The organism is Streptomyces sp. NPDC059534, from assembly GCF_042743475.1.
GTDB lineage: Bacteria > Actinomycetota > Actinomycetes > Streptomycetales > Streptomycetaceae > Streptomyces.
Window position 1 is genome coordinate 1 of the sequence record NZ_JBHWAQ010000110.1, and the last position, 3,574, is coordinate 3,574.

Genomic DNA, 3,574 nt, shown 5'->3' on the forward strand with positions numbered 1-3,574 from the left:
GGGGGGGGGGGGGGGGGGGGGGGGGGGCGGGGGGGGGGGGGGGGGGGGGCCCCCCCCCCCGCCGGGGGGCCCCGTGGGGGGGGGGCCCCCCCCCGCACACGCCCCCGGGCCGGCGCGGGGGCCGAGGGATGCGCCGGGCGCGGTGTATGCGGTGTCGTGTCTGCTGGTCTCAGGCCCGGGGATACCCGGTGGCCGTGTGCGGCTGCGCAGCCACGGGGCCGTACTGCCAGGCGGTGTGGATGCCGAGCGCTGTGGGGGCATCGGCGAGACCCGCACCGGTGCGGGCCGGGTCCGTGCCGGGGATGGGGCGGCAGGCGGCGCGCAGCAGGGTGTGGAGCTGGCTGGTGCGCGCGGGGGTGCGGGGGACGGTCTGGGTGCGCAGGTGGTCGTGGTGGGCGAGCAGCAGGGCGGCGAGTCCGGTGATGTGGGCGGCGGCGATCGTGGTCCCGTCGGCCGGGATGTAGCCGTCGCCGGGTGCGGTGGTGATCACCGCGGTGCCGGGTGCGGCCAGGTCCACGCCGGGTCCGGTCGCGGTGAACGGGGCCGGGTAGGGGCCGGGCCACGGCGGCTGCGGGGCGGCGTGGGAGCTGCCGGCCGGGCGGGCGGTGTGCGCGATCGCCCCGACGGCGAGAACATCCGGCAGTGCGGCGGGCTGTGTGACGGGGCCTGCGGTGTCGCCGGCCGGGGCGATGAGGGCGATGCCGGCGGCGTGGGCGTCGAGGAGTTTCCAGGCGGCCAGCTGGGAGGGGGCGGGGTAGGCGAGGTTGATCTGGGCGATGTCGATGCCGTGGGTGACGCAGTAGTCGATGGCTTCCAGCAGGTCGCTGATGTGTCCGCCGGGGAACAGTTTCAGCGCGTGGAGTTCTGCCTCCGCGGCGATGCCGGTGATGCCGGTGCGGTTGTCGGCCGCGGCGATGATCCCGGCGCACCGGGTGCCGTGACCTGTGGAGTCGCTCTGCCAGGTTTTTTCTCCGCTGAGGCGGGTGAAGTCGTATCCGGTGCGGACCGTGTCCTTGAGATCGGGGTGGTTGGTGTCCGCGCCGGAGTCGAGCAGGGCGATCTTGACGCCGTGGCCGCGGTAGGTAGGCGGGATCTGGTGCAGCCGCATCGCCTGCGCTCCCCAGCCGGACATCGCTTGCCCGGGGCCCTCGAAGGTATCCGCTAGCGCCTGCACCTCCACGACCGTCTCCACGCCGTGGGTAAGGTGTGGGTGGTCGATGCGCAGCGGCCAGTAGCCGCTCGCCGGGCGGATGTACAAGGCCCGCAGGGTGGCCGGGGTGTCCGCCGCCAGCTGCAGGTCGGCCTGCCCGTCGGAGCCGGTGATCGCGTGGGATGTGGCACCGGTGCCCACAGCCCAGACATGCGCGCCGGGCAGCCTCTCGCCGTCACTGCCCTTGACCAGGACACTCAGCCGCCCGGGTTCCTCCAGCGGAACAGCAAGCGCCGGATCCATCACCGGCGTGGCCATGCCCAGGCCGCCGAAGGCCGCCGCGGGAGTGTAAGACAGCGGCTGGTCGATCTCCACGACCACCTGCGGATTCGCCGCGAGCGCGCGGGCCCGCTCCTCGGGCATGACCACCACCGCGACCGGCGGGCAGGCCGGGTAGAGCTCCGCGATCGCACCCAGCCCCCGCGAGCGCGACGGACGCACCTGCGCCACCGGCTCCACCTCCGGGTCCTCCTCCAGCAGCGCGAACAGCGCCGAAGCTTCGACCGGCGGCACCCCGCCACCCAGCAGTCCCAGCGGACGCGGCGCCACCAGATACCGGCCCCACCCCGCCCGCAGACCGCGAACCCGCGCGCCAGCAGACATCTCCGGCTGCACCTGTTCACCCTGCCCGCCCGGCTCACCCACCCCGCTCGCCATCTCGCCGGGCTGCTTCCCCGCCGTGCTCTGCGTGCCCTGGGACCTTGCGCCCTTGCCGCCGTTACCCGGCTTCACGCCACCGCCCTGCTCCGTCATCACCCAACCGCCATCTCAAAGATCCGTCGCCCATTGCACGTCTTGTGTCTCAAGCCGCCGCTGGTGGGAGCGGACGTGCCGCCGCTCCCACCACGGCATGGCCACAGCGGAAGCTCGTCGTCCGCGCGGCGGCCTGCTGGCCGGGCGGGCCGCCCCGGGAACGGAGGCAGCGGCCCACCCGGCGCGTCTCACATACCCAGACCGGACCACTGCCCGTACTGAGGCTGTCCGAACAGGCCCTGCCCCTGGCCAAGTCCCTGGAGCTGGCCGAACTGACCCATCTGACCCTGCGGCTGCTGGCCGGGGAACTGACCGAACTGCCCCATACCACCCTGCCCGAACTGGCTCATCTGGCCGCTCTGGCCCTGGCCGGTGATCTGCGCGAGCGCGGTGTGCACGAGGGGAGCGATCCGGCGGGCACACTCCGTCAGCACCTGGCTGAAGGCGTGCGGCGGGATCTGCCCCTGCGCCTGGATCCCCATCAGGATCTGCGGGTCCATCCGCAGCTGCTCCACCACCGCGCTCACGGCCGTCGCCGAACAGCGCAGCGACAGCTCCGTCACCAGCAGCGGCAACTGCTGCTGGCCCTGGCCCTGCTGCCCGAACGGCTGCTGCTGGCCGAACTGGCCCTGGCCCTGCTGCCCGAACGGCTGCTGGTTCTGGGACTGAAGCCCCCAGAGCGGCTGACCGGACATCTGCTGCCCGTACGGCTGCTGGGACTGCGGCTGGCTGATCTGCTGGGGGGTGTAGACGGACATGCCGGACTCCTCCTTGAGTCTTCGGGGAACCACACGACGGACGGCAAACCGGACATCTGCCTGCCGTCACGCAGCAGCAAACCACCAACCCGCCAAGAATACATTCCGGGACATACCGCCAAGAGGCGTAGCACCCCTTACACGACGTTGACGCAGCGCGCCCCCGGCATCGGCCCGGCACGTGCCCGCCAGTCCGCCTCTTCAGGGACAGGGGAGCGGACAGGTCGCCGAAGCGCATCGCCGGGCGCAGGCTGGTGGAATGAGCATGCGCCCCTCCCCGTCCCTGCCATGCGGGATGCGCTGCCGCCCCTGTCGCCGATGCTCGCGGTGATCGGCCCGCCGCCCGGAGTGGACACGGAGGCCGAATATGCCTACGAAACGCTCTGGAACGGCGCCCGCATCATTGTCCACCTGCCCGGTGACGGCAGCGTGCGCCTGCTCTCCGCGACGGGAGGCGACGTCACCGCCCAGTACCCGGAGTTCCAGACCCTGCCCGGCCTGCTGCCCGCGCCCGAGGCGGTGCTCGACGGGGAGATCATCGCTCTGAACGACAACGGCGGCCCCTCCGTGGAACGGCTGCAGCAGCGGATGAGCCTGCACCACCCGGACGCGGTCACCCACGCCGGCGAGGATCTCCCCGTCCAGCTGATGATCTTCGACATCCTGTACCTCGGCCAGCCGACGGTGTACCTGCCCTATACCTTCCGCCGGGACCTCCTCGACGACCTCGGCCTCACCGGTCCCGGCATCGCCGTACCCGCGGCCTGGCCCTCGAACGCCGCCCAGGCACTCGAGCACGCGCATGAGGAGGGCTTCGACGGCGTGGTCGCCAAACGGCTCACCAGCCCCTACC

The 3,574-nt window shown here is 72.7% G+C and carries 3 protein-coding genes; 1 reads left to right on the forward strand and 2 read right to left on the reverse strand.

Annotation, left to right across the window (positions count from 1 at the left end; genetic code table 11):
- Positions 1–169 precede the first annotated feature (169 nt).
- Together ACFVZH_RS40030 and ACFVZH_RS40035 are read right to left on the reverse strand one after the other, a co-directional pair.
- Entirely contained in the window at positions 170–1,963 is a 1,794-nt protein-coding gene (locus tag ACFVZH_RS40030) for a S8 family serine peptidase (protein WP_384905543.1), read from the reverse strand.
- Positions 1,964–2,151: 188 nt separating this feature from the next.
- A complete protein-coding gene (locus tag ACFVZH_RS40035; protein ID WP_384905545.1) occupies positions 2,152–2,721 on the reverse strand; it encodes a hypothetical protein in 570 nt (189 codons plus the stop codon).
- A 288-nt stretch (positions 2,722–3,009) separates the two neighbouring features.
- On the opposite strand from ACFVZH_RS40035, the gene ACFVZH_RS40040 reads away from it, so the two are divergent.
- A partial coding sequence (locus ACFVZH_RS40040) for a hypothetical protein (protein ID WP_384905546.1) occupies positions 3,010–3,574 on the forward strand: 565 nt, incomplete at its 3' end.

Excerpts from the sequence above, each read along its gene's own strand:
- ACFVZH_RS40030 (WP_384905543.1), bottom strand. The coding sequence starts at position 1,963 with ATGACGGAGCAGGGCGGTGGCGTGAAGCCGGGTAACGGCGGCAAGGGC.
- ACFVZH_RS40035 (WP_384905545.1), bottom strand. The coding sequence starts at position 2,721 with ATGTCCGTCTACACCCCCCAGCAGATCAGCCAGCCGCAGTCCCAGCAG.